This window comes from Pseudomonas sp. OTU5201 (genome assembly GCF_038440135.1).
Taxonomy (GTDB): Bacteria; Pseudomonadota; Gammaproteobacteria; order Pseudomonadales; family Pseudomonadaceae; genus Metapseudomonas; species Metapseudomonas resinovorans.
Genome location: NZ_JASATC010000005.1, coordinates 149409 through 173623 on the forward strand (window position 1 = coordinate 149409; position 24215 = coordinate 173623).

The 24215-nt window shown below is 63.9% G+C and carries 26 protein-coding genes; 20 read left to right on the forward strand and 6 right to left on the reverse strand.

What is annotated here, in order from left to right; genetic code table 11:
* Positions 1–154 precede the first annotated feature (154 nt).
* From AAHM40_RS05010 to AAHM40_RS05055, 10 genes are all read left to right on the forward strand, one after another.
* Positions 155–2377, forward strand: coding sequence for a primosomal protein N' (locus AAHM40_RS05010; protein WP_342243676.1), 2223 nt, complete (start codon positions 155–157; stop codon positions 2375–2377).
* A 138-nt stretch (positions 2378–2515) separates the two neighbouring features.
* Positions 2516–4255: an arginine--tRNA ligase gene (gene argS / locus AAHM40_RS05015; RefSeq protein WP_342243677.1), complete on the forward strand. Its 1740-nt coding sequence runs from the start codon at positions 2516–2518 to the stop codon at positions 4253–4255.
* Positions 4256–4261: 6 nt separating this feature from the next.
* Positions 4262–4978, forward strand: a complete 717-nt coding sequence (locus AAHM40_RS05020) for an SPOR domain-containing protein (protein ID WP_342243678.1) — start codon at positions 4262–4264, stop codon at positions 4976–4978.
* A 95-nt stretch (positions 4979–5073) separates the two neighbouring features.
* The gene (hslV, locus tag AAHM40_RS05025) at positions 5074–5604 is read left to right on the forward strand and encodes an ATP-dependent protease subunit HslV (protein WP_028629805.1); all 531 of its coding nucleotides are present in this window, start codon (positions 5074–5076) and stop codon (positions 5602–5604) included.
* A 29-nt stretch (positions 5605–5633) separates the two neighbouring features.
* Positions 5634–6971, forward strand: coding sequence for an HslU--HslV peptidase ATPase subunit (gene hslU / locus AAHM40_RS05030; protein WP_342243679.1), 1338 nt, complete (start codon positions 5634–5636; stop codon positions 6969–6971).
* Between the two features lie 59 nt (positions 6972–7030).
* Positions 7031–7405, forward strand: a complete 375-nt coding sequence (locus AAHM40_RS05035) for a DUF971 domain-containing protein (protein ID WP_342243680.1) — start codon at positions 7031–7033, stop codon at positions 7403–7405.
* Positions 7406–7681: 276 nt separating this feature from the next.
* Complete coding sequence (gene phaC, locus AAHM40_RS05040; protein WP_342243681.1) at positions 7682–9361, forward strand: class II poly(R)-hydroxyalkanoic acid synthase; 1680 nt, start codon at positions 7682–7684, stop codon at positions 9359–9361.
* Between the two features lie 153 nt (positions 9362–9514).
* On the forward strand, positions 9515–10372 hold the full coding sequence (phaZ, locus tag AAHM40_RS05045) for a poly(3-hydroxyalkanoate) depolymerase (RefSeq protein ID WP_342243682.1): 858 nt from the start codon (positions 9515–9517) through the stop codon (positions 10370–10372).
* 172 nt (positions 10373–10544) lie between these two features.
* A complete protein-coding gene (gene phaC, locus AAHM40_RS05050; RefSeq protein WP_342243683.1) occupies positions 10545–12227 on the forward strand; it encodes a class II poly(R)-hydroxyalkanoic acid synthase in 1683 nt (560 codons plus the stop codon).
* Between the two features lie 75 nt (positions 12228–12302).
* Positions 12303–12917 (forward strand): TetR/AcrR family transcriptional regulator, encoded by a 615-nt coding sequence (locus tag AAHM40_RS05055; protein ID WP_342243684.1) that lies wholly within the window; start codon positions 12303–12305, stop codon positions 12915–12917.
* A 48-nt stretch (positions 12918–12965) separates the two neighbouring features.
* On the opposite strand, the gene AAHM40_RS05060 is transcribed toward AAHM40_RS05055, so the two are convergent.
* From AAHM40_RS05060 to AAHM40_RS05070, 3 genes are all read right to left on the reverse strand, one after another.
* On the reverse strand, positions 12966–13895 hold the full coding sequence (locus AAHM40_RS05060) for a phasin family protein (RefSeq protein ID WP_342243685.1): 930 nt from the start codon (positions 13893–13895) through the stop codon (positions 12966–12968).
* A 10-nt stretch (positions 13896–13905) separates the two neighbouring features.
* A complete protein-coding gene (locus AAHM40_RS05065; protein WP_342243686.1) occupies positions 13906–14337 on the reverse strand; it encodes a phasin family protein in 432 nt (143 codons plus the stop codon).
* A 176-nt stretch (positions 14338–14513) separates the two neighbouring features.
* A complete protein-coding gene (locus AAHM40_RS05070) occupies positions 14514–14789 on the reverse strand; it encodes a polyhydroxyalkanoic acid system family protein (protein ID WP_342243687.1) in 276 nt (91 codons plus the stop codon).
* A 130-nt stretch (positions 14790–14919) separates the two neighbouring features.
* Between AAHM40_RS05070 and ubiE the strand changes: the two genes are divergently transcribed.
* From ubiE to AAHM40_RS05120, 10 genes are all read left to right on the forward strand, one after another.
* Positions 14920–15690, forward strand: coding sequence for a bifunctional demethylmenaquinone methyltransferase/2-methoxy-6-polyprenyl-1,4-benzoquinol methylase UbiE (ubiE, locus tag AAHM40_RS05075; RefSeq protein WP_342243688.1), 771 nt, complete (start codon positions 14920–14922; stop codon positions 15688–15690).
* On the forward strand, positions 15690–16307 hold the full coding sequence (locus tag AAHM40_RS05080) for a ubiquinone biosynthesis accessory factor UbiJ (protein ID WP_342243689.1): 618 nt from the start codon (positions 15690–15692) through the stop codon (positions 16305–16307). The genes ubiE and AAHM40_RS05080 overlap by 1 nt, the downstream gene beginning before the upstream one ends.
* Complete coding sequence (gene ubiB / locus AAHM40_RS05085; RefSeq protein ID WP_342243690.1) at positions 16304–17896, forward strand: ubiquinone biosynthesis regulatory protein kinase UbiB; 1593 nt, start codon at positions 16304–16306, stop codon at positions 17894–17896. The genes AAHM40_RS05080 and ubiB overlap by 4 nt, the downstream gene beginning before the upstream one ends.
* A gap of 78 nt (positions 17897–17974) precedes the next feature.
* On the forward strand, positions 17975–18376 hold the full coding sequence (gene hisI, locus AAHM40_RS05090; RefSeq protein WP_342243691.1) for a phosphoribosyl-AMP cyclohydrolase: 402 nt from the start codon (positions 17975–17977) through the stop codon (positions 18374–18376).
* Positions 18369–18704 carry a phosphoribosyl-ATP diphosphatase gene (locus AAHM40_RS05095; protein ID WP_342243692.1) on the forward strand — a complete coding sequence of 112 codons (336 nt, stop codon included), beginning with the start codon at positions 18369–18371 and terminating at the stop codon, positions 18702–18704. Before hisI ends, AAHM40_RS05095 begins: the two co-directional genes overlap by 8 nt.
* A gap of 25 nt (positions 18705–18729) precedes the next feature.
* Positions 18730–18987: a twin-arginine translocase TatA/TatE family subunit gene (locus AAHM40_RS05100; protein ID WP_028629820.1), complete on the forward strand. Its 258-nt coding sequence runs from the start codon at positions 18730–18732 to the stop codon at positions 18985–18987.
* A 6-nt stretch (positions 18988–18993) separates the two neighbouring features.
* On the forward strand, positions 18994–19512 hold the full coding sequence (gene tatB / locus AAHM40_RS05105) for a Sec-independent protein translocase protein TatB (RefSeq protein WP_342243693.1): 519 nt from the start codon (positions 18994–18996) through the stop codon (positions 19510–19512).
* A complete protein-coding gene (gene tatC / locus AAHM40_RS05110) occupies positions 19509–20309 on the forward strand; it encodes a twin-arginine translocase subunit TatC (RefSeq protein WP_342243694.1) in 801 nt (266 codons plus the stop codon). Before tatB ends, tatC begins: the two co-directional genes overlap by 4 nt.
* Positions 20306–21013 (forward strand): 16S rRNA (uracil(1498)-N(3))-methyltransferase, encoded by a 708-nt coding sequence (locus AAHM40_RS05115; protein WP_342243695.1) that lies wholly within the window; start codon positions 20306–20308, stop codon positions 21011–21013. The genes tatC and AAHM40_RS05115 overlap by 4 nt, the downstream gene beginning before the upstream one ends.
* Positions 21014–21052: 39 nt before the next feature.
* Positions 21053–21475, forward strand: a complete 423-nt coding sequence (locus tag AAHM40_RS05120; protein ID WP_342243696.1) for a UPF0158 family protein — start codon at positions 21053–21055, stop codon at positions 21473–21475.
* A 120-nt stretch (positions 21476–21595) separates the two neighbouring features.
* Here the strand turns inward: AAHM40_RS05120 and AAHM40_RS05125 are convergent, their stop codons facing one another.
* From AAHM40_RS05125 to AAHM40_RS05135, 3 genes are all read right to left on the reverse strand, one after another.
* On the reverse strand, positions 21596–22330 hold the full coding sequence (locus tag AAHM40_RS05125) for an amino acid ABC transporter ATP-binding protein (protein ID WP_342243697.1): 735 nt from the start codon (positions 22328–22330) through the stop codon (positions 21596–21598).
* Entirely contained in the window at positions 22323–23285 is a 963-nt protein-coding gene (locus tag AAHM40_RS05130; protein WP_342243698.1) for an amino acid ABC transporter permease, read from the reverse strand. Before AAHM40_RS05130 ends, AAHM40_RS05125 begins: the two co-directional genes overlap by 8 nt.
* A gap of 80 nt (positions 23286–23365) precedes the next feature.
* Complete coding sequence (locus AAHM40_RS05135) at positions 23366–24157, reverse strand: transporter substrate-binding domain-containing protein (RefSeq protein WP_342243699.1); 792 nt, start codon at positions 24155–24157, stop codon at positions 23366–23368.
* Positions 24158–24215: the final 58 nt, after the last annotated feature.

Genomic DNA, 24215 nt, shown 5'->3' on the forward strand with positions numbered 1-24215 from the left:
GGTCTGGCGTGCCGCCACCCGACCCTATGTCGAGCACCGCACGGAAACAGGCGGCGGATGATACCAGAGTGCGGGGGCGTTGCAACCAGCCGGCCACACCGGCCGTCGCGGCGGGCCATGCTAAGATCGCGCCTTTTCCGAAGGGATCGCCCGCTTGCCCGACGCCCTCATTCTGCGCCTTGCCCTGCCCTCTCCGCTGCGCCGCCTGTTCGACTATCGGGCGCCTGCCGGCGTGCCGCGTGCCGCCCTGCAGCCAGGTGTGCGCCTGCGCGTTCCCTTCGGCCGTCGCGAGATCATCGGCGTGCTGGTTGAGCTGGCGGAGACGAGCGAAGTGCCCGCGGACAAGCTCAAGCCCGCCCTCGAACTACTGGACAGCCGACCGCCCCTGCCGCCGCCGCTGTTCAAGCTGTGTCTGTGGACCGCCCAGTACTACCAGCACAGCCTGGGCGACACCCTGAGCTGGGCACTGCCAGTGCTGTTGCGCCAGGGCGAACCGGCCGAAGCGCGGCAGGAGCGCTTCTGGCATGCAGCCCCCGGTGCCAGCGTCGACGATCCGCGCCTGGCCCGCGCGCCACGCCAGCGCCAGGCCCTGGCCACCCTTGCCCAGCACCCCCATGGCGTAGCCCACCAACTGCTCGCCCAGTTGCAGTTGAACAAGGACAGCCTCGATATCCTGCTGGAGAAGGGCCTGGCCCGCGTCGAAGTGCGCCGCCATGTCCCCAGCGAACGCCACGGCCCGCTGCTGGCCCAGCCGGAACTCCCGCTGAACCCGGAACAGCGCGCGGCCTTCGATGCCGTCCACGCCTCCTTTGGCAGCTTCAACGCCCTGCTCCTGGCGGGCGTGACCGGCAGCGGCAAGACCGAGGTCTACTTGCAACTTATCCGCCAGGCCCTTGAAGCCGGCAAGCAAGCCTTGGTGCTGATCCCCGAGATCAACCTTGGCCCGCAGACCCTTGAGCGTTTTTCGCGACGTTTCAACGCACGGATCGCCTTACTCCACTCGGCGGTCAACGACCGCGAACGTCTAGATGCCTGGCTAGCCGCCCGCGACGGTGAGGCCGATATCGTCATCGGCACGCGTTCGGCACTTTTCACACCGCTGAAGAATCCCGGCCTGATCATCATCGACGAGGAGCACGACGCCTCGTATAAACAGCAGGAAGGCCTGCGCTATCACGCCCGCGACCTTGCCCTGGTACGCGCCCGCCAGGAGAACACCCCAATCCTGCTGGGCTCAGCCACACCCTCCCTGGAAAGCCTGCAGAATGCCCACGCCGGTCGTTACGGCCTGCTGCGCCTGACCCAGCGGGCCGGTGGCGCCAAACAGCCACGTTTCCTGCGCCTGGATGTGAAGAGCCTGCCGCTGGACTCCGGCATCTCCATACCGTTGCAGCAGGCAATCGCACAGACCCTGGCCGCCGGCCAGCAAGTGCTGGTGTTTCTCAATCGCCGCGGCTTCGCACCCACCCTGCTGTGCCATGACTGCGGCTGGATCAGCCAATGCCCGCGCTGTGATGCGCGCATGACCCTGCATCAGCGCTTCAACGAACTGCGCTGCCACCATTGCGGCCACACCCAGCGCCAGCCGGCATGCTGCCCCGATTGCGGAAAGGTTGACCTTCGCCCCGTCGGCGCCGGCACCGAGCGCGCGGAAGAGCGCCTGGCAATCCTCTTCCCGAAAACGCGGGTACTGCGCATCGACCGTGACAGCACCGCGCGTAAAGACGCCATGGACAAGCTGTTCGCCACCATCCAGCGCGGTGAGCCCTGCATCCTTGTCGGCACCCAGATGCTCGCCAAGGGGCACCACTTCCCACGAGTGACCCTGGTGGCCATCCTCGATGCCGACGGCGGCCTGTTCTCCGCCGACTTCCGCGCCAGCGAGCGCATGGCCCAGTTGATCGTCCAGGTCGCCGGACGCGCTGGCCGTGCGGAGGAGCCGGGCCGGGTGATCATCCAGACCCACCTGGCCGATCATCCGCTGCTGGTACAACTCACCGAACAGGGCTATTTCGCCTTTGCCGAGCAGGCGCTCTCGGAGCGCCGAGCCGCTGGCCTGCCACCGTTCGCCCACCTTGCCCTGCTGCGTGCCGAAGCGCACAAGCCTGGCCAGGCGGAAGCGTTTCTCGACAGCGCCTGCCTCGAGGCCGAGCAGCAATTGGCCGAGATGGGCCTCAATGGCGTCGAACTCCTGGGGCCGGTGCCCGCGCCCATGGAACGCCGTGCCGGCCGCTATCGAGCACAATTGCTGCTGCAGGCCCATGCCCGCGCGCCGCTACACCGTCTGCTGACGCCCTGGAGCCAGGTATTGGAGCAGTTGCCTGGCGGTCGCACAGTGCGCTGGTCGCTGGATGTCGACCCTATTGACCTGTTCTAGCGCGGACCAACCGACCGACAGCACCCACTGGTCCTTGCAGCTCGCAGCTTAAAACTTGAAGCTGCTGCCGCAGCCCACCGATAATGCACAGTTTTCAACCAGTGCCAGCCCTCTCCGGGGCGGCCGGAAGAGCAGAAGATGAAAGACACCATTCGCCAGCTGATCCAGCAAGCCCTGACCCGACTCGCCAGCGAGGGCGTGTTGCCCGAGGGCCTCAGCCCGGCCATCCAGGTGGAAAACACCAAGGACAAGAGCCACGGCGACTTCGCCAGCAACATCGCCATGATGCTGGCCAAACCCGCCGGCATGAAGCCACGCGACCTGGCCGAGAAGCTCATCGCAGCCCTTCCCCAGGACGAGCAAGTGGCCAAGGTGGAAATCGCCGGGCCCGGCTTCCTCAACTTCTTCCAGAACACCCAGGCCCTGGCCCAACGCCTGGAGGCCGCCCTGGCCGACGACCACCTCGGCGTGCGCAAGAACGGCCCGCAGCAACGCGTGGTCGTCGACCTGTCGGCACCGAACCTGGCCAAGGAAATGCACGTTGGCCACCTACGCTCCACCATCATCGGTGACGGTGTAGCCCGGGTCCTCGAGTTCCTCGGTGACACCGTCATCCGCCAGAACCACGTGGGCGACTGGGGCACCCAGTTCGGCATGCTGCTGGCGTACATGCAGGAACAGCCGGTGGGCAGCGATGCCGAGCTGAGCGACCTGGAGTCTTTCTACCGCGCTGCCAAGAAGCGCTTCGACGAGTCCGAAGAGTTCGCCAACCGCGCCCGCGAGCTGGTGGTCAAGCTGCAGGCCGGCGACCCCGATTGCCTGCGCCTCTGGAACCGTTTCAACGACATTTCCCTGAGCCACTGCCAGGCCGTCTACGACCGCCTGGGCGTCAAGCTCACCATGGCTGACGTGAAAGGCGAGAGCGCCTACAACGACGACCTGCCGAACGTCGTTGCCGACCTGCGCACCAAAGGCCTGCTCACCGAGAGCGACGGTGCCCTGTGCGTGTTCATGGACGAGTTCAAGAACGCCGAAGGCAACCCCCTGCCGCTGATCGTGCAAAAGGCTGGCGGCGGTTACCTCTACGCCACCACCGACCTGGCCGCCACCCGCTACCGCGCCAACGTACTCAAGGCCGACCGTGCGCTGTACTTCGTCGACCAGCGCCAGGCCCTGCACTTCCAGATGGTCTTCGCTGCTGCGCGCCTCGCTGGATTCGTGCCCGCGTCGTTCGAGATGGAGCACATGGGCTTCGGCACCATGAACGGCGCTGACGGCCGCCCGTTCAAGACCCGCGATGGCGGCACCGTGAAGCTGATCGATCTGCTGGACGAAGCCGAACAGCGCGCCTACGACCTGGTCAAAGGCAAGAACCCTGAGCTGGACGAGGCCGAGCTGCGCCTGATTGCCCGTGCCGTAGGTATCGGCGCTGTGAAGTACGCCGACCTGTCCAAGCACCGCACCAGCGACTACAGCTTCAACTTCGAGCTGATGCTGAGCTTCGAGGGCAACACGGCCCCCTACCTGCTCTACGCCTACACCCGCGTAGCCAGCGTGTTCCGCAAGCTCGGCAAGGACTTCTCCGAAGTCGATGGCCAGATCATCCTTGTCGCCGACCAGGAACAGGCCCTGGCTGCCAAGCTGGCGCAGTTCGCCGATACCCTGGGCAACGTCGCTGAGAAGGGCGTCCCGCACCTCCTCTGCGCCTACCTCTACGACCTGGCCGGCCTGTTCTCCAGCTTCTACGAGAACTGCCCGATCCTCACCGCCGACGACCAGGCCACCCAGCAGAGTCGCCTGCGCCTCGCCGCGCTGACCGGCCGCACCCTGAAACAGGGTCTTGAGCTGCTCGGCCTGCAAACCCTGGAACGCATGTAACGGACTATGGCGAAGAAAAAAGCTGCACCCAAGCGCGGGGCCAGCCGCTACCAGGCGCCGGCCAAGAAACCAGTGCCCGGCTGGGTCTGGCTCGCCATAGGACTGGTCATCGGTGGCTTCGTGGTTTTCCTGAACCAGCTCGAGCCGGGCCGCGACGAAGTGCGCCGGACCAAGCCAGAGCAGGCCGCGACCGGTGCCGCCAGCGGCAAGGCCGGCAGTGATGCCGGGAAGCCCCAGGCCAAGCCGACGACACCGCCCCCCCAGGAACCGGCGAAGCCGAAGTACGACTTCTACACCCTGCTGCCGGAGTCGGAAGTGATAGTGCCGCCGGAAGCGGTGCCCAAGGAGACGCCGCCCACACCGGCCGAGCAGAAGCCGGTCACGCCGGAAGAAGCCGCCAAGATTGATGCTGCACGCGCCCAGGCCGCCCTGAACGGCGAGACGCCGCCCCCGCCGCCGGTGGTGGCCAAGGCGCCGGTCACCAACCAGTTCTTCCTCCAGGCCGGCTCGTTCCGCAAGCGCGACGACGCCGACCGCGTGCGCGCTCAGATCATCCTGCTCGGACAGAACGTCCAAGTGGAGTCCGGCACCGTTCGCGAAGAAACCTGGTATCGCGTGCTGGTCGGCCCCTTCGCCAATCGCGAGCAGCTCGCCTCGGCACAGAAGCAGCTCGCCGGCAGCGGATTCAGCAATTTGCTGTTACAGCAGCGCCAAAGCCGTTGAGCTGCTGATTACCTTGCCCGGTTGAAAACCCGGGCAAGGCCCCCCATCTGAGTTTCCATTCGGGCATTTCGCCCCGCTGCGTGGAGACTCTCCCCTTGACCACCATCGTTTCAGTCCGCCGCAACGGCAAAGTCGTCATGGGCGGCGACGGCCAGGTTTCCCTCGGCAACACCGTCATGAAGAGCAACGCCCGCAAGGTCCGTCGCCTCTATCACGGCCAGGTCCTGGCCGGCTTCGCCGGCGCCACGGCCGACGCCTTCACCCTGTTCGAACGTTTCGAAGGCCAACTGGAAAAGCACCAGGGCCACCTGGTCCGGGCCGCCGTCGAGCTGGCCAAGGACTGGCGCACCGACCGCTCCCTGAGCCGCCTGGAAGCCATGCTCGCCGTCGCCAACAAGGATGCCTCTCTGATCATCACCGGCAATGGTGACGTGGTCGAACCCGAGCACGGCCTGATCGCCATGGGCTCCGGTGGCGGCTTCGCCCAGGCCGCTGCCCTGGCGCTGCTGCAACACACCGAACTGTCCGCTCGCGAAGTGACCGAGACCGCCCTGAACATCGCCGGCACCATTTGCGTGTTCACCAACCAGAACCTGACCATCGAGGAGCTGGACAGCGCCGAGTAAGGCCGCTGTCCCGCAATGGAGCAATTTTCATGTCCATGACGCCCCGCGAAATCGTCCACGAACTCAACCGCCACATCGTTGGCCAGGACGACGCCAAGCGCGCCGTCGCCATCGCCCTGCGCAACCGCTGGCGCCGCATGCAGCTGCCGGTCGAACTGCGCGCCGAGGTGACGCCAAAGAACATCCTGATGATCGGTCCGACCGGTGTCGGCAAGACCGAAATCGCGCGTCGCCTGGCCAAGCTGGCCAATGCGCCGTTTATCAAGGTGGAAGCCACCAAGTTCACCGAAGTTGGCTACGTCGGCCGTGACGTCGAATCGATCATCCGCGACCTGGCCGATGCCGCCGTGAAGATGATGCGCGAGCAGGAAATGCACCGCGTACGCTACCGCGCCGAAGACGCCGCCGAAGACCGCATCCTCGACGCCCTGCTGCCCCCGGCCCGCACCGGCTTTGGCGATGAGCAGCCGCGTGAGGACTCCAACACCCGCCAACTGTTCCGCAAGCGTCTGCGCGAAGGCCAGCTTGATGACAAGGAAATCGACATTGAAGTGGCCGAGTCCCCGGCTGGCGTGGAAATCATGGCCCCGCCCGGCATGGAGGAAATGACCAACCAATTGCAGAGCCTCTTCTCCAACCTCGGCAAAGGCAAGCGCAAGACCCGCAAGCTGAAGGTCAAGGAAGCCATGAAGCTGGTGCGCGACGAAGAAGCCGCGCGCCTGGTCAACGAGGAAGAGCTGAAAGCGGCCGCCCTGGAAGCGGTGGAACAGAACGGTATCGTCTTCATCGACGAGATCGACAAGGTGGCCAAGCGCGGTAACGTTGGCGGCGCCGATGTATCCCGCGAGGGTGTGCAACGCGACCTGCTGCCGCTGATCGAAGGTTGCACCGTGAACACCAAACTGGGCATGGTGAAGACCGACCACATCCTGTTCATCGCCTCCGGCGCCTTCCACCTGTCCAAGCCCAGCGACCTGGTGCCGGAACTGCAGGGCCGCCTGCCGATCCGCGTGGAGCTTAAGGCACTCTCCCCGGAAGACTTCGAGCGCATCCTCACCGAGCCCCACGCCTCGCTGACCGAGCAGTACAGCGCGCTGCTTAAGACCGAGGGCCTGAACATCGAGTTCGCTCCGGACGGCATCAAGCGCCTGGCGGAGATTGCCTGGCAGGTCAACGAGAAGACCGAGAACATCGGTGCCCGACGCCTGCACACCCTGCTCGAACGCCTGCTGGAAGAGGTGTCCTTCAGCGCTGGCGACCTCGCCGCGCAGCATGACGAGACACCGATCCTCATCGATGCGGCCTACGTCAACGGCCATCTCGGCGAGCTTGCACAGGACGAGGACCTTTCGCGCTACATTCTCTGATAGGCGCGTATCACGGACAGCCGGCACTCGCCGGCTTTCTGTTTTTTGGAGACTTCGAAATGCGAATCCCCAGCGGTATCGAACTGCACAAGGCCTCCAGGACCCTGACCCTGAAGTACGGCCCGGAGGAAAGCTACACCCTGAGCGCCGAGTTCCTGCGCGTGCACTCTCCCTCGGCAGAGGTCCAGGGTCACGGCAAGCCCATCCTCCAGTACGGCAAGCTGAATGTCGGCTTGAGCAAGCTGGAACCGGCCGGCAACTATGCCCTGAAATTGACCTTCGACGACGGCCACGACAGCGGCCTCTTCACCTGGGACTACCTCTATCAGCTCGCCACCCGTCAGGAAGCGCTGTGGAACGACTATCTGCAAGAGCTCGCAGCTGCGGGCCGTTCGCGCGACCCTGACGAATCGGTGGTCAAACTCATGCTCTGAAGCGGTGCAGGCCGCGCCCCATCCCGGCCCTTGCCGCCCAAGGTTAGGGCGCATTTTCTAAACGCTCGCGACATACTCCCGCTGCAGCGAACTCTCTGCGGTCCGCTTGCGCAAACTGACAAACTCGGGTAACCAAGTTCTGGCAAGTTCCATGCATTTGGCATCGCCAGATACAGAGAAATACGCGAAGTTCGCTTCGCCTTCCCGGTAACCCGAGCGTGTCAGCGCGCTAATCCGCCAGGGCGCTGTTCGACTCAGGACAATGGAGCGTCGTAGATGAGCAACAAGAACAATGAAGACCTGCAGCGCCAGGCCTCGGACAACACCCTGAACCTCAATCCGGTGATAGGTATCCGCGGCAAGGACCTGCTGTCTTCAGCACGGATGGTGCTGTTGCAAGCCATCAAGCAACCTTTCCACAGTGCAAAACACGTCGCCCATTTCGGCCTGGAATTGAAGAACGTGTTGCTTGGCCAGTCCGGTCTGCAACCGGAAGCCGATGACCGTCGTTTCAATGATCCGGCCTGGAGCCAGAACCCGCTGTACAAACGCTATCTTCAGACCTACCTCGCCTGGCGCAAGGAGCTGCATAGCTGGATCGAGCAAAGCGAACTCTCTGAACAGGACACCAGTCGCGGCCACTTCGTCATCAACCTGATGACAGAGGCCATGGCGCCCACCAACAGCATGGCCAACCCGGCCGCAGTCAAACGGTTCTTCGAGACCGGCGGCAAAAGCCTGCTGGATGGCCTTTCCCATCTGGCCAAGGACATGGTGAACAACGGCGGCATGCCGAGCCAGGTCAACATGGATGCCTTCGAGGTCGGCCAGAACCTCGCCACGACCGAAGGTGCGGTGGTCTTCCGCAATGATGTGCTGGAACTGATCCAGTACAAGCCCATCACCGAGAGCGTGTACGAACGCCCGCTACTCGTGGTGCCGCCCCAGATCAACAAGTTCTACGTCTTCGACCTGTCGCCGGAGAAGAGCCTGGCGCGCTTCTGCCTGCGCAGCAACCTGCAGACCTTCATCGTCAGCTGGCGCAACCCGACCAAGGCGCAGCGCGAGTGGGGCCTGTCCACGTACATCGAGGCCCTCAAGGAGGCCATCGACGTCATCCTGAAGATCACCGGCGCCAAGGACCTCAACATGCTCGGCGCGTGCTCCGGCGGTATCACCACGGTCGCCCTGCTCGGCCACTACCAGGCCATTGGTGAGAACAAGGTCAATGCCTTCACCCAAATGGTCAGCGTGCTCGACTTCAACCTCGATTCCCAGGTAGCGCTGTTCGCCGATGAACAGACCCTCGAAGCCGCCAAGCGCCGCTCGTACCAGGCCGGCGTACTGGAAGGCAAGGATATGGCCAAGGTCTTCGCCTGGATGCGCCCCAACGATCTGATCTGGAACTACTGGGTCAACAACTACCTGCTTGGCAACGAACCGCCGGCCTTCGACATCCTCTATTGGAACAACGACACCACGCGCCTGCCTGCAGCGTTCCATGGCGAACTGGTGGAGATGTTCAAGACCAATGCCCTGACCCGTCCGAACGCCCTGGAGGTCTGCGGCACGCCCATCGACCTGAAGCAAGTCACCAGCGACTTCTTCTGCCTTGCCGGCACCACCGACCACATTACCCCCTGGGAAGCCTGCTACCGCTCGGCACTGCTACTGGGCGGCAAATGCGAGTTCGTGCTGTCCAACAGCGGCCACATCCAGAGCATTCTCAACCCACCGGGCAACCCCAAGGCACGCTTCTCCACGGGTAGCGAGATGCCGAAGGATCCGAAGGTCTGGCTGGAGAATGCGACCAAGCACGCTGACTCCTGGTGGCTGCATTGGCAGCAGTGGATCGGCGAACGCTCCGGCAAGACCAAGAAAGCCAGCTTCACCCTGGGCAACAAGGCCTTCCCGGCCGGTGAAGCCTCGCCCGGCACCTATGTGCACGAGCGATGAGAGATTGCGCCCTGCGCACCACTGCCCATGGCACCGGGATGTGCCTTGCGCGCCGCTGGCAACTGCCAGTGGCGTTGGTCAGGCATAGCCTGGCGGATTCGGGAGAAGCCACGGTTGGTTTCTCCCGACTTTCTAATCAATAGGGCTCCGCGCATGCCGCTACCTTTCGTATTCCGAACCATCGACCTGGACGGCCAAACCATCCGTACCGCCGTACGCCCAGGTCAGTCGCACATGACGCCGCTGCTGATCTTCAACGGCATCGGCGCCAACCTCGAACTGGTGTTCCCCTTCGTCCAGGCACTCGACCCGGACCTGGAGGTGATCGCCTTCGACGTGCCCGGTGTCGGCGGATCGTCCACCCCGAGTACGCCCTACCGCTTCTCCGGTCTGGCCAAGCTCGCCGCGCGCATGCTGGATTACCTGGACTACGGCCAGGTCAGCGCCATTGGCGTGTCCTGGGGCGGCGCCCTGGCCCAGCAGTTCGCTCACGATTATCCGGAGCGCTGCAAGAAGCTAATCCTCGCGGCCACCTCAGCCGGTGCCGTGATGGTGCCGGGCAAACCCAAGGTGCTCTGGCGCATGGCCAGTCCGCGACGCTACATCCAGCCGTCCTACGGCGTGCATATCGCCCCGGACATCTACGGCGGCGCCTTCCGCCGTGATCCCAGCCTGGCCATGGCCCACGCCAGCAAAGTGCGCTCATCCGGCAAGCTGGGCTATTACTGGCAGCTTTTCGCCGGGCTCGGCTGGACCAGCATCCATTGGCTGCACCGCATCCGCCAACCCACCCTGGTGCTGGCCGGCGACGACGACCCGATCATCCCGCTGGTGAACATGCGCTTGCTGGCCTGGCGCATCCCCAATGCAGAACTCCACGTGATCGACGACGGCCACCTGTTCCTGGTGACCCGCGCTGAAACGGTGGCGCCGATCATCATGAAGTTCCTCGCCGAGGAACGTCAGCGGGCGGTAATCCACCCCCAGGCTGTGTCGCTACGGAGCGGTTAACACCGCAACCGCTCCCTTGTGGGGCGGTGCATTGACGCCCGAACCAGAGCGGTGCGCATTGTCATCAACTTGAATTCTGCCCGCGATAGTCTGGAATGCACTTCGAGCTACTGATGGTACAACCTTTGCTGTAGACCTCCAGAACCACGGACCGAATACGGAGCGTTGCCCCATGCGAGAAAAACAAATCCCGGGCACCTTGCCGGTTCCTGCCGCCTTCATGAATGCACAGAACGCGATTGTCGGCCTGCGCGGCAAGGATCTGTTTTCCACCGTACGCAACCTGGCACTGCAAGGACTGCGGCATCCGGTGCACAGCGCACGGCATGTGATCGCCTTTGGCGGCCAGGTCGGTCGCGTGCTGCTCGGCGATACCCTGCACCAGCCAAATCCGCAGGACAGCCGCTTCGTCGACCCCTCCTGGCAGCACAACCCCTTCTACCGCCGCGGCCTGCAGGTCTACCTGGCCTGGCAGAAGCAGCTCAGCGCCTGGATTGACGAGAGCGACCTCAGCGACGACGACCGCGCCCGCGCCCGTTTCGTCCTCGCCCAATTGAGCGACGCCCTCTCCCCCACCAACAGCCTGCTCAACCCGCTGGCCGTGAAGGAGCTCTTCAACACCGGCGGTTTCAGCCTGATCAAGGGGCTCAGCCACCTGGTAGACGACTTGCTGCACAACGACGGAATGCCCAGCCAGGTCAGCAAGCATGCCTTCGAGGTTGGCCGTAACCTCGCCACGACCTCCGGCGCGGTGGTCTTCCGCAACGAGCTGCTGGAACTGATCCAGTACAAGCCCATGAGCGAAAAGCAGTACCTGCGCCCGTTGCTGGTGGTGCCTCCACAAATCAACAAGTACTACATCTTCGACCTCGCCCCGGACAAGAGCTTCGTCCAGTACGCCCTGAAGAACGGTCTGCAGGTGTTCATGGTGAGTTGGCGCAACCCCGATGCACGCCATCGCGAATGGGGCCTGTCCACCTACGTGCAGGCGCTGGAAGAAGCCTTCGAAGCCTGCCGCGCGATCACCGGCAGCAAGGAAGTCAACCTGATAGGTGCCTGCGCTGGCGGACTGACCATCGCCGCACTTCAGGGCCACCTGCAAGCCCGCCGCCAGTTGCGCAAAGTCACCAGTGCAACCTACCTGGTCAGCCTGCTGGACAGTCAAGTGGACAGCCCCGCAGCGCTCTTCGCCGACGAGCAAACCCTGGAAGCTGCCAAGCGCCGTTCGTACCAGGCAGGCGTGCTGGACGGCAAGGATATGGCCAAGGTCTTCGCCTGGATGCGTCCCAACGACCTGGTGTGGAACTACTTCGTCAACAACTACCTGCTGGGTCGCGAACCCCCGGCCTTCGACATCCTCTACTGGAACAATGACAACACCCGCCTGCCCGCGGCGCTGCACGGCGACATGCTGGATTTCTTCAAGCACAACCCGTTGGCCCGCAGCGGCGGCCTGGAAATCTGCGGCACCCCGATCGATCTGCAGAAAGTCACGGTAGACAGTTTCAGCGTCGCAGGCATCAACGACCACATCACGCCCTGGGACGCGGTCTACCGCTCGACCCTGCTGCTGGGCGGCGACAGCCGCTTCGTGCTGTCCAACAGCGGCCACATCCAGAGCATCCTCAACCCGCCGGGCAACCCCAAGGCCAACTTCTACGAGAATGGCAAGCTGACCTCCGACCCACGCGCCTGGTACTACGACGCCAAACACGTACAAGGCAGTTGGTGGCAGCAGTGGATGGGCTGGATCCAGGAGCGCTCCGGCGAGCAGCGGGAAACCATCATGGCCCTGGGCAACCAGGACTACCCGCCCATGGAAGCCGCGCCTGGCACCTATGTACACGTGCGATGACACCCTTGAAGACCGGCCGGGCAATGCACCGACCGGTCCTTCCCCCTTCTACGGAACGTTTGGCAAGAACCCTGGATGAAAACCCGCGACCGCATCCTCGAATGCGCCCTCGACCTGTTCAACCGCAACGGCGAACCCAACGTCACCACCCTGGAAATCGCCACCGAACTGGGCATCAGCCCTGGCAACCTCTACTACCACTTCCATGGCAAGGAACCGCTGGTGATGGAGTTGTTCGCGCGATTCCAGGACGAACTCGCGCCGTTGCTCGACCCACCCGCCGACGCACAACTCGACGCCGAGGACTACTGGCTGTTCCTGCACCTGATCGTCGAGCGCCTGTCCCAGTACCGTTTCCTGTTCCAAGACCTGTCCAACCTGGCCGGACGCCTGCCGAAGCTGGCCCGCGGCATGCGCAATTGGCTGAACGACCTCAAACGGACCCTGGCCTCTCTTCTGGCCCGGCTCAAGGCGGAGCATCAGCTGACCAGTGATACCGACGCCCTTGGCCAACTGGTGGAGCAGATCACCCTTACGCTGTTGTTCTCCCTCGACTACCAACGTGTGCTGGGCAGCGGCGGCGAGATTCGTCTGGTGGTCTATCAGGTGATGATGCTGGTCGCTCCGCATCTGCGGCCCGGCGCGCGACACGCCGCAGAGAGCCTGGCCAGGCGCTATCTGGAAGGCTGAAACGCAAACGCCCGGACAAGCCGGGCGTTTGCGTCATACCGATAAAGCTCAGGACTGGCTGGTCGGCGGTGTTGCCGATGCTGCCGGAGCCGGTGCCGCCGGTGCCGCCGGTACCACGCTGGGAGCCGGAGCAGCTGCGGCGGCCGGAGCAGACGGAGCCGGGCTCGCGGCAAGTGCAGCAGGCTTGGCAGCCTTTGGCGCAGCGGGCTTCTTCACTGCAGGTTTCTTCGCGGCGGCAGGCTTGGCGGCAGCAGGTTTGGCAACCGCCGGCTTGGCAGCGGGCTTCACTGCGGCCGGTTTGGCAGCGGCAGCTGGCTTCGCGGCAGCAGGTTTGGCAGCGGCTTTCACTGCCGGTTTAGCCGTTGCGGCCGGCTTGTTAGCCGGTTTCGCCGCGGCTTTGGCAGCAGGCTTGGCTGCAGGCTTCGCAGCGGCGGGTTTGGCGGCCGCGGCCTTGGCTGCAGGTTTCGCAGCGGCGACCTTGGCAGCCGGCTTGGCAGCGGGTTTAGCCGCAGGTTTGGCAGCCGCCTTAACTGCAGGCTTGACCGATTTGGCCGACACGCCCGTGAGTTTCTCGAGCTGCTTGGTCAGGGCATCCACCTTGCCTTGCAGATCCTTCACTTCAGTGCGGCTGGGCACGCCAAGACGGGAAATGGCACTGTTCAGACGCTTGTCGAAAGCCTCTTCCAGCTCGCCCCATTTGCCGATCGCCTTGCCCTTGACCTCTTCGACCTTGGACTTGGCCGTACCCACGCGGGAGCCGACCTTCGACCTGACCGCGTCTACTTGCTTGTCCACCTCGGTCTTGGCCTGCTTTTCAGCCTTCTCACCGTCCTTGACCAGTGTATCGAACAGCTTGTTGCCGTCGTTGCTGATCTTCGAGTAGGCCCCCAAGCCAGCCAGCCAGATCTGGCGCGAGTATTTCTCGATCTCGCCGATCCAGGAGTTGGTGTCTTTATCGGTTTTCTTTTTGCCAGCCATCCTGCTCTCCTTATTTGGTTCGCGCGACGTGCTCGAGCAACGCGCTCAGCTCATCAAGCTTAGCAGAGAGTGCCTCAACGTCCTGCCGGGAGGGAATACCAATGCGGTTGAGGGCACTGGCCACTCGGTTGTCGAAAGCCTTCTCGATCTTGTCGAGTTGAACCTCGACCTTTTCCTTCACGCCGGTGACGCTGTTCTTGACGCTGTCGAACTGAGTGTTGGCGGCTTCGACCTGCTCGTCCACCAGCTTCTTACCCTGCTTCTCGACGCCTTCGCCGGCCTTCACCAGCTCCTTGAAGTAGTCGACACCCTCGGCGCCAGCCTTGGCGTAGGCACCCAGGCCAGCCAGCCAGATCTTGCGGGCATAGAGCTTCACGTCGGCAACGACGGTGGACTTGCTTTCGGCTTTCTCGACTTTCTTCTTGACGGCTACTTTGGCCATGGTGCACCTCACGCGGAATGGTAGATGACTCGCCCTTTTTCAGGACTTGAGCGCAAGGTAGCGAGGAAAATTAGAAACCGCATACTAGCCGCGGGATGAGGCATTCCGGCCGAGGTGCGGGCGGGAGCGAGTCCATTGGCGAAGGGCCGCAAAGCGACCCCGAAGAAAGTCCTGGTTCAGACCAGATACTCATCCAGCGCCTTCTCGATTTCCCGCTTGATGCTCCCGCTCATAGCGGACAGCAACAGGCCCAGCTTGACCTCCACACGCACCTTGGCACTACTCACCTCGATCGCCCCTTCGGCGCCGCTGCGCTTGAACTCCAGGGTGTCGCCGCGCCACTGGTAACGCACGTCGTACTCGCGCGCCAGGCGCTCAGCCAGTTTTTCGGCTTTCTCCCGGACGGCCTCGTGGCCTAGGGAATGGAAACGTTCGACGTGGATACGGGACATTGACAACTCCTGACTGCGACTTTCGGTCGCGCGACTATAGCGCGCCCACCCTGGCCGCCGCACGCCGTTGCCAAGACAAAGCCGGACGCGGGCATTAGAATGACCGCCATTCAATTCCGGTGGCAGCGACATGACCGATCCTCGTAAAGGCAACGACGCCGAACCCACGACCCACTTCGGCTATCAACAGGTCCCCGAGAGCCAGAAGGCCGACAGGGTCGCCGAGGTGTTCCACTCGGTGGCAGCCAAGTACGACCTGATGAACGACCTGATGTCCGGCGGCGTCCACCGCCTGTGGAAGCGCTTCACCATCGAGCTGTCCGGAGTCCGCCCGGGCAACCGCGTGCTGGACATCGCCGGCGGCACTGGTGACCTCACCCGCCAGTTCTCGCGCCTGGTAGGCGTGACCGGCGAAGTGGTGCTGGCCGACATCAACGCCTCCATGCTCAAGGTGGGCCGCGACAAGCTGCTGGACAGTGGCGTCGCCGGCAACGTCAGCTTCGTCCAGGCCGATGCCGAGAAGCTGCCCTTCCCCAACAACCACTTCGACGTGGTCACCATCGCCTTCGGCCTGCGCAACGTCACCCACAAGGACGAAGCCATTCGTTCCATGCTGCGCGTGCTCAAACCGGGCGGCCGCCTGCTGGTCCTGGAGTTTTCCAAACCCACCAGCGGTCTGCTGTCCAAGGCCTATGACGCTTACTCCTTCAGCCTCCTGCCGCTGATGGGCAAGCTGATCACCAACGACGCCGAAAGCTACCGCTACCTGGCCGAGTCGATCCGCATGCACCCTGACCAGGAAACCCTGAAAGCGATGATGGTCGAGGCCGGCTTCGAACGCGTCACCTACCACAACATGACCGGCGGCATCGTCGCCCTGCACCGCGGCATCAAGCCCTGATGCTGACCCAGGCGCTGCTGGCCGGTATCGAGCTCGGCCTCAACCGGGTGCTGACCCTGGACAGCACCGCGTTGCCGCGCATGGCCGCTCTGGAAGGCAGTGTCATCGAAGTCGACTGCCAGAGCCCGGCACTCACCCTTTTCCTGCTTCCCGGCGGCGATGGCCTTAAGCTTTCCGCCCACTGGTCCGCCCCTGCCGATTGCCGCCTGCGCGCGCCAGCAAGCAGCCTGTTGAAGCTGGCCACCACGCGGGAGAAGACCGCCGTCCTGCACAGCCCGGAAGTCACCCTGGAAGGCGACAGTGCTGCGCTGCTGGAACTGGCCGCCATCCTCCAGGACCTGGAACTGGACTGGGAGTATGAGCTGTCGCGTTGGCTAGGCCCGGTCGGTACCCAACTGCTCGCCGGCCACCTGAAGAGCCGCGTAAATTGGGCCGGACAGGGCCTGGAAAGCCTGCGCCAGAACCTCGCCGACTACCTGGCCGAGGAGTCACGTACCCTGGTGGGCCGCCGTGAAGCCGACGCGCGCTTCGCTGAACTGGATCGCCTCAAGCTCGCCCTCGACCGCCTCGACGCCCGCGTCGAGCGTCTGAACCAGAGACTCAAGCCCAACGCATGAAGCTGCTCGCCGCCCGCCGCCTGTTGCGCATCCAGCAGGTCGTCATCCGCTACCGCCTCGATGACCTGCTGCTCGAACTGCCGCTGCCCTGGTGGCTGCGCACGCTGAGCTATGTCCTGCCCTGGCGCTGGCTACCGCGCAAGGAACTGACCCTGTCCCGTGGCGAGCGCCTGCGTCTGGCCCTGGAAGACCTCGGCCCGATCTTCATCAAGTTCGGCCAATTGCTCTCCACACGTCGCGACCTGATGCCGCCGGATATGGCCGATGAACTGGCGCGCCTGCAGGACCAGGTACCGCCATTCGCACCGGCGAAGGCCGTTGAGCGCATCGAGGAACAACTCGGCGCCAAAGTCAGCGAAGTGTTCGCCCGCTTCGACGTCGAGCCGCTGGCCTCGGCTTCGGTGGCCCAGGTCCACGCAGCCCAGCTCAAGAGCGGCGAGGAAGTGGTCGTCAAGGTGATCCGCCCCAACCTACGGCCGATCATCCGCCAGGACCTCGCCTGGTTGTTCACGCTCGCAGGCCTGGCCGAGCGCGTGTCCGCCGATGCCCGCCGCCTGCGCCCAGTGGAAGTGGTAAGCGACTACGAGAAGACCATCTACGACGAGCTCGACCTGCTCCGCGAAGCGGCCAACGCCAGCCAGCTGCGGCGCAACTTCGACGGCTCGCCGCTGCTCTACGTCCCGCAGGTCTACTGGGACTGGTGCCGCCCCAAGGTACTGGTGATGGAACGCATCTACGGCATCCCCGTGACCGACCTGGCCACCCTCGCCGACCAGCGCACCGACATGAAATTGTTGGCCGAGCGCGGCGTCGAGATCTTCTTCACCCAGGTGTTCCGCGACAGCTTCTTCCACGCCGACATGCACCCCGGCAACATCTTCGTTGCCACCCGCCAGCCCTGGAATCCGCAGTACATCGCCATTGACTGCGGCATCATCGGCAGCCTCACCCCCGAGGACCAGGACTACCTCGCGCGCAACCTGATCGCCTTCTTCAAGCGCGACTACCGCCGCGTGGCGCAGTTGCACATCGATTCCGGCTGGGTGCCGCCAGAAACCAAGGTCAACGATTTCGAGGCGGCCATCCGCACGGTCTGCGAACCGATCTTCGAGAAGCCGCTCAAGGACATCTCCTTCGGTCAGCTGCTGCTACGCCTCTTCCAGACCGCGCGCCGCTTCAATATGGAAGTCCAGCCGCAACTGGTGCTGCTGCAGAAAACCCTGTTGAACATCGAAGGCCTGGGCCGCCAGCTCTACCCCGACCTGGACCTGTGGAGTACTGCGCAGCCGTTCCTCGAGCGCTGGATGCGCGAACGGGTCAGCCCTTTGCACCTGCTGCGCAACCTGCAGCAACAGGCCGAGCAGGTGCCGCACCTGTCGCAGATTGCGCGCGACACGCTGGAGCGCCTGGCCCGGCCTACAGGCGCCCCGCAGAAGGTCGAACAACCGATTGGCGCCCAGTGGCCGGCACGTCTGCTCGGTGCCCTGCTGATCGCCGGCGCAGCCACGCAAGGCCTGGCCCCCACGGCCGAAACCTGGCCCAGCTGGCTGATGCTGGCCGGCGGTCTATATCTGGTGCTGCGCCGATAGCCAGCCCCGAGTGGCACTGGCACACTATTTCGATCCGAGTGCCGGCCGCGTGAGGCCGGCCCAGTTGTGGAAGACACGATGAAAGACTGGCTGGAAGAGATTCACTGGAATACCGAAGGCCTGGTCCCGGCGATTGCCCAGGACCACAAGACGGGCCGCGTGCTGATGATGGCCTGGATGAACCGCGAAGCCCTCGCCCTCACCGTTGCCGAGCATCGCGCCATCTACTGGTCACGCTCCCGTGGCAAGCTGTGGCGCAAGGGCGAGGAGTCCGGCCATGTGCAGCGCCTCCACGAGCTGCGCCTGGACTGCGACGCCGACGTCATCATCCTGCTGGTCGAGCAACTGGGCGGCATCGCCTGCCATACTGGACGCGAAAGCTGCTTCTACCGCGTCTTCGAGGACGGCGGATGGAAGACCGTCGACCCCGTGCTCAAGGACCCGCATGCCATCTACGCCGCAGGACACAGCCATGAGTGATACCCTCGCCCGCCTGGCCGAAGTGCTGGAAGAGCGCAAGAATGCCGCGCCTGACAGCTCCTATGTCGCCAGCCTGTACCACAAGGGCCTGAACAAGATCCTGGAAAAGGTCGGCGAAGAAGCGGTGGAAACCATCCTCGCCGCCAAGGACGCCGCCGTCAGCGGCAACCACAGCGACCTGATCTACGAAACCGCCGACCTCTGGTTCCACAGCCTGGTCATGCTCGCCGCCCTCGGCCAGCACCCGCAGGCCGTGCTCGATGAACTGGACCGTCGCTTTGGCCTGTCCGGGCACGCCGAAAAGGCTGCCCGCGAGCCTTCCGCCTGACAAAGACAATCAAGAGGAACACTCCATGGGTATTTTCGACTGGAAACACTGGCTGGTCATTCTCATCGTCGTCGTCCTGGTATTCGGCACCAAGCGCCTGAAGACCCTTGGCTCCGACGTCGGCGACGCCATCAAGGGCTTCCGCAAGGCGATGAACACCGAAGAAGAAGGTGCCAAGCCCGAGCAACCCGCCGCGCAGCAATCCAACACCCCGCTGAACCAGCCGCACACCATCGACGGTCAGGCGCAGAAGGTGCAGGACCCGGTGACCCGCAAGGATTGATGCCCCATGTTCGGTATCAGCTTTGGTGAACTGCTGCTGATTGGCCTGATCGCCCTCCTGGTGCTCGGGCCTGAACGGCTGCCCGGCGCGGCGCGCACCGCCGGCCTGTGGATCGGTCGCCTGAAACGCAGCTTCAATGCGATCAAGACCGAGGTCGAGCGCGAAATCGGCGCCGACGAGATCCGTCGCCAGCTGCATAACGAACACATCATGGCGCTGGAGAAGCAGATCAAGGAGAGCATTGTGCCTCCGACCGCCGAATCCCTGCTTTCCGAAGCCGAGCCTGAAAGCGACACTGCGCCGCCCGCTCCCGCTCCCGCGAACCCCGCACCCGCAGCACCGGCCGCGCAAGCAGCACCGGCAACAGCAGCGCCAGCTCCGGCGGCGACTGCGGCAGCTCCGGTTCCAGCTCCGGCCACGCCGAACCAGCCCGGCCCGGGCACGCCCGCCCAGGCGCCCAACGCCACGTCGGCTCCCCAGCCACAGGCCCCCATCGAACCGCAGCAGCCGTCCCGCATCCCATGAGCGACCAGAAGCCGGAACAAGACCAGGAAATGCCCCTGGTCTCGCACCTCACCGAACTGCGTACGCGCCTGTTGCGCTGCGTGGCGGCGATCTTCCTGATCTTCGCCGGCCTGTTCTACTTCGCCCAGAAGATCTACACCCTGGTATCCGCGCCCCTGCGCCAGTACCTGCCGGAAGGCGCGACCATGATCGCCACCGACGTGGCTTCGCCCTTCCTCACGCCATTCAAACTGACGATGGTGGTGGCGCTTTTCCTCGCCATGCCGGTCATCCTGCACCAGGTCTGGGGCTTCATCGCACCGGGCCTGTACAAGCACGAGAAACGCATTGCCCTGCCGCTGCTGGTGTCGAGCATCGTCCTCTTCTACGCCGGCATGGCTTTCGCCTACTTCCTGGTGTTCCCGCTGATCTTCCATTTCTTCGCCAGCGTGACCCCGGAAGGCGTGTCGATGATGACTGACATCAGCAGCTACCTCGACTTCGTGATGACGCTGTTCTTCGCCTTCGGAGTGGCCTTCGAGATTCCCGTGGCGGTGATCCTGCTGATCTGGATCGGCATCGTCGACGTTGCCTACCTCAAGCGCATCCGCCCCTACGTGATCATTGGCTGCTTCGTCGTGGGCATGATCCTGACCCCGCCGGACATCTTCTCGCAGACCCTGCTGGCCGTGCCCATGTGGCTGCTGTTCGAAGTCGGCGTGTTCTTCGGCGGCATGATCCGCAAGCGCGGCGACCATCCGGATGACGGCGCCGAAGAACCCGAAGACGGCGACCAACCGCCTGCTACCCGCCCGTGAATCTGCTTCTACTCGAAGACGCCGACTTCATCGCGGCGGACCGCGCACGCCTCGAAGGCCGTCGCCTCAAGCACCTGCATGAGGTACACCGCGCCGAGACCGGCGACAGCCTGCGAGTTGGCCGCCTTGGCGGACAAATGGGTCAGGGCCGCCTGCTGAGCCTCGAAGCCAGCCGCGCAGAACTGGAAGTCAGCCTCGACCAGTCGCCTCCTGCGAAGCTGCCCATCACCCTGCTGCTGGCGCTGCCACGGCCAAAGATGCTCCGCCGCGTGTTCCAGACCGTTGCTGCCATGGGCGTGCCGCGCCTGGTGCTGCTGAACAGCTACCGCGTGGAAAAGAGTTTCTGGCAAACCCCCTTCCTCGAACCAGCTGCCATCCGTGAGCAGTTGATCCTGGGGCTGGAACAGGCGCGGGATACCGTCCTGCCCGAGGTAATCATCGAGAAGCGCTTCAAGCCCTTCGTCGAGGACCGCCTGCCGCAACTCGCCGCCAACACCCTGGGTCTTGTAGGCCATCCTGGCGACTACCCGCCCTGCCCGCGCGCGGTTAGCCACCCCATCACCCTGGCCATTGGCCCGGAAGGCGGCTGGATTCCCTATGAAGTGGAGAAACTGCGCGAGGCCGGCCTGCAGCCGGTGCAACTCGGCGAGCGCATCCTGCGCGTCGAGACAGCGGTAACCGCATTGCTCGCCCGGCTTTTCTGAGGCAGGCTGGCGGCATCCTTTCGACATCGAGATTGAGCCATGCGCCCGCTGACCATCGACCTCGACCAACTCGCCTTCGCCCTCAACACCGCCGGCCTCGACCATTACCTGGACCTGCTCAGCGGCAAAGTCCTGCTGATTCCCGAAGAAGACGCCGACCCCGAACTCGAAGCCCTGCTGCGCGACGAGCCAGAGCGTTTCCTGCTGGTGGAGCCGCTCGGCCAGGGCGATGAGCTGGCGTTGATGCAGGAATTCCTCAGCGAAGTGGTCCATCCCCACGCCTTCGCCGCCTTGCAACAGGCCCTCGCGGGCCGCAAGCCCGTACGCACCTTCCGCCACGTGCTGATGGAATACCCGGTACTGCTGGAAGCCTGGCACCAGTTCGAAGCCGCCCGCCTGCGCGAGCTCGCCCAGGACTGGCTGGAAGAGAACGAACTGCGTCCGGCCACGCCGTTGCATTGAAGCCTGGCGTTGAGCCGTACCCATTCCTTGTAGGGGCGATTTGAATCGCCAAGCAGGCCGCAGGCCTGCCTTTGGGCGTCAAAGGGGCAGCTGCGCCGCCCTTGGCGAATGAATTCGCCCCTACAGCACCTGCCGCAGGAAGCTCTGCGCGCGCGCGTCCTGGGGCTTCTCGAAGAACTGCGCGGGGGGCGCATCTTCCAGGAGCTTGCCGTGATCGAAGAACAGCACCCGGTCGGCAACCTCGCGGGCGAAGCCCATTTCGTGGGTCACGCAGACCATGGTCATGCCTTCCTGGGCGAGCTGCTTCATCACGTCCAGCACTTCGCCGACCATTTCCGGGTCCAGAGCCGAAGTGGGCTCGTCGAACAGCATCACCTTGGGCTCCATGCACAGGGCGCGGGCGATGGCCACGCGTTGCTGCTGGCCGCCCGAGAGACGCGAGGGGTATTCGTTGGCCTTCTGTGCGATGCCCACTTTGGCCAGCAGCGCCTGGGCCTTGGCCTCGCGCTCGGCCTTGCCGCGCTTGCGCACGACCTTTTGAGCCAGGCAGAGGTTCTCCAGCACGGTCATGTGCGGGAACAGATTGAAATGTTGGAATACCATGCCTACCTCTCGGCGGTAGGCGTTCACGTCGGTTTTCGGGTTGGCGAGGTCGACGCCGTCGATGCTCACCGAACCGGAGTCCAGCTCTTCCAGGCCGTTCAGGCAGCGCAGGAAGGTGGATTTACCCGAGCCCGAGGGACCGATCACCACCACGACCTCACCACGCTTCACCTGCGTGGTGACGTTATCCACAGCCCGCACTTCATGGCCGCGGGCATCGAAGACTTTCACCAGATTACGGACTTCAATCACTTTTCCCGAGCCTCCGCTCCAGACGGCTGGCGATTTGCGACAGCGGCAGGTTGATCACGAGGTAGAGGGCTGCGACACAGAACCAGATCTCGAAGGTGGAGAAGGACGTGGTGATCGCTTCGCGGCCACTCTTGGTCAGTTCGGTGATGGCGATCACCGAAACCAGCGAGGTGTCCTTCACCAGACTGATGAACTGCCCGGCCAGCGGCGGCAGCACGCGCTTGAAGGCCTGCGGCAGGATCACATGGCGCATGGATTGGCCCGCGGTCAGCCCCAGTGAGCGCGCGGCCTCGTTCTGGCCGCGGGCGATGGACTGCACCCCGGCGCGGACGATCTCACCCACATAGGCGCCGGTGAACAGCGCCAGCGCCGCCACCCCGGCGAACTCGCGGGAGAGGTTCAGCACGGTACCGATGAAGAAGTAGAAAATGAAGATCTGCACCAGCAGCGGCGTACCGCGTACCAGTTCGACGTACACGGTGGAAAGGTCGCGCAGGGTGGGGTTGCTGGACAGGCGGCAAAGGCCGGTCACCAGACCAATCAGCAAGCCAAAGACGCCGGAGGCCACGGAAATCCACAGGGTGGTCCAGAGCCCCCAGAGCAACGGACCGGCAGCCCAGTGGCGGGTCACGCCAATCAGGTCGCCTTCGGAAACATCGTCGCCCTGACTCACCTGCAGGCTGTCGCGGGCCACTTCCAGCACCTGTTCCTCACCACCCTCGGCGGTCAGGGTCACACGGGCGTTATCGCCGGCATCGGCAATGGCGCTGACGCTGCCGTAGTCGGCTGCGCGCTGACCTTCCTCTGCCTGGTAGGCGAAGTACTGGGGCACGCGATTCCAGCGCCATTCGTAGGAAATCAGTGAAGTGGAGTACCAGAGGCCCCAGCCCGTCACGACCAGGATCAGACCGGTCAGGACGTGCCAGGGCCAGGTGCGGCGATGTTTACTAGTCACGGGAAATCTCGCTCATGGCGGGGTACAAAAGGCAGGCCCGGCCTTGTGGGCCGGGCCTGTCAAAGCCAGCGTCAGCTGACTTATTCCATCTCTTTAAGCCAGTCGGTCTTCTTGAACCACTTGGCATGGATGCGATCGTAGGTGCCGTCGTGGCGGATCTGGTGCATCCAGTTGTTGATCCAGTTGATGCTGTCGTAGTCACCCTTCTTCAGGCCGAAGGCCAGGGGCTCGAAGGTGAAGGGCTCTTCCAGGAACACCAGCTTGCCGGCGCCGGCCTTGTTCACCGCCACCACGTTGTACGGGGCGTCGTAGATGAAGGCGTCAGCCTTGCCGTTGACCACGTCCATCACCGCTTCCTGCTCGTTGTCGAAGCCGTGGTACTGAGCCTTGGCGATCAGCTTCTTGGCGACCATTTCGCCGGTGGTGCCGATCTTGGAGGTGATGCGGTACTTGGCATCGTTCAGGTCCTTGTAGGACTTGATGTCGCCTTGCAGCTCCTTGCGGATCAACAGGGTCTGGCCGACCACGATGAAGGGCTCGGAGAAGTTGATGCGCAGGTTGCGCTCCTGGGTCAGGGTCATGCCGGAACCGATCATGTCGAACTTGTCGGTCAGCAGGGCCGGGATGATGCCGTCGTAGCTGGTGGACACCAGCTCCAGCTTGACGCCCATGGCCTTGGCCATGGCTTTGAGCAGGTCGACTTCGAAGCCGATGATCTCACCGCGCTTGTTGGTCATTTCGAAGGGCATGTAGGTCGGGTCCATGCCGACGCGCAGGGTACCGCGCTTGACTGCATCATCGACCATGCCAGCGTGGGCCAGGCCGGTCAGGGCGCTGGCGGCGAACAGCAGTGACGCGAGAAACTTCTTCATTCCTTCTCCTAATGGGCAGCTCGTTGTTGTTGTGCAGCCCACGAACGACGGGGCATGG